Source organism: Thermococcus sp. (assembly GCF_027063845.1).
Taxonomy (GTDB): Archaea; Methanobacteriota_B; Thermococci; order Thermococcales; family Thermococcaceae; genus Thermococcus.
In genome coordinates, this window is the sequence record NZ_JAMOQU010000043.1 from 1 (window position 1) to 1,385 (window position 1,385).

The following is a 1,385-nucleotide window of genomic DNA, read 5'->3' on the forward strand; positions in this document are numbered from 1 at the left end:
ACCACGCCGACGATAGGCTCTGGGTGGTCTTTACGAGCGCCCCGCCGGCAGAGGTTAGGCGCGAGCTCAAGGCGCACGGGTTCCGCTGGTCGCCGAAGCGGAAGGCGTGGGTAAGGAAGCTGACTGATAACGCCATCGCCGACGCCCTCGAAATCATCGAGCGCACTATGAACGTTCCCGGCCTCTCAAAGAAGTTCGGCGAAGTCCGCCTTAACCCGCCGGAGCTCAAGGAGCCCTGGAACGAGGTATGGAAGAATGCTCGGAAGGCGCTTTACGACGGGGTGTACGAGGTAGTGCTCCACGAGACCGGGAAGCCCCCGTTGGACTGGAAGGCAGTCAAGGAATGGAACAGCGACACGCAGGCTGAAAAAACGTGGCTCGTCAAGACGGCGGTGGGCGACTTCGAGCTGACAATGAGGCTGGGGCAGTTGCACGGCGCCTACATCACGTTGAGCGCAAGGGTGAACGGCGAGACCATCGAGCTCGACGGGGTTTGTGAGGTTGGTCGTGGAAAAGACCCGCGTAAGTACGTCCCCTGCGTCCACTCACTCGCCCGTGAGCTCACAAAGGAAGTTCTGGAGAGGCTGAGCCCGGAAGAGGTTGACTGGCGCGAGGAATTAATGAAGATAATTGACGAGAAGCTAAACAAGAGCCCAACGGTCTTCTCAATCTGGGACACGCTACCGGGGCTGGTGAGCAGGCTGGCCAAGATGGGTGCGGAGGTCTCGGCGGACGAGATATGCGAGTTCATAGAGCGCAAAAAGCTTGGGTGGTGCCTGTCGGGCGGAAAGCTCATCCTTCTGAGGACTGACTACGATAAGTTGTGTAGGGACAGCAGAAGCCCCTACGACTGCCTGAAGAAGCTTAGGGAGCTCATGGCGCTCACGGCTATGGCGTGGAAGCTTTACAACGCCGGGAAGGTCGAGCCGGTCAAAGCCGTGCTCATACCGCTCGATATGGCCTGTGCCGACATAAAGTGTGGAAAAATCCCTAGGTGGCACGGCGCCAACCCGCTCGACCGCGAGATACTCTACCTCGCCCAGTACCTCTCCAACTTCACGTGGAAGGACGCCAATATGCCGGACTTCTGCAAATACGTCGGCTACCTGACGAGCGGGCTGGGCGTTAAGTCAAAGGCCGGCACCGAGGCGGAAAAGCGCCTTGCGCTTGAGGAAGAGGCCAGGAAGCTAATCAAGGAATACGAAGAGCTCCGAAAGAACCTGCCGGAAAAGCTCCCTTGGAAGCTAAGCACGACCACTAAGAACTCGCTAAAGGTGAAGGTGCGCGTGCTTGGGAGGATGATAGGCAACCCGCGCGTGAGCGACGAGGAGCTCAAGGAGCAGATGGAAGACGTGCGGGAGACGCTCAACAGAGTAAAGGCTGAG

Annotated in this window: 1 protein-coding gene; it reads left to right on the plus strand. The window is 58.7% G+C overall.

What is annotated here, in order from left to right; genetic code table 11:
* The coding region (locus MVO87_RS03360) for a DUF8626 domain-containing protein (protein ID WP_297552176.1) at window positions 1–1,385 on the plus strand (1,385 nt) is incomplete at both ends.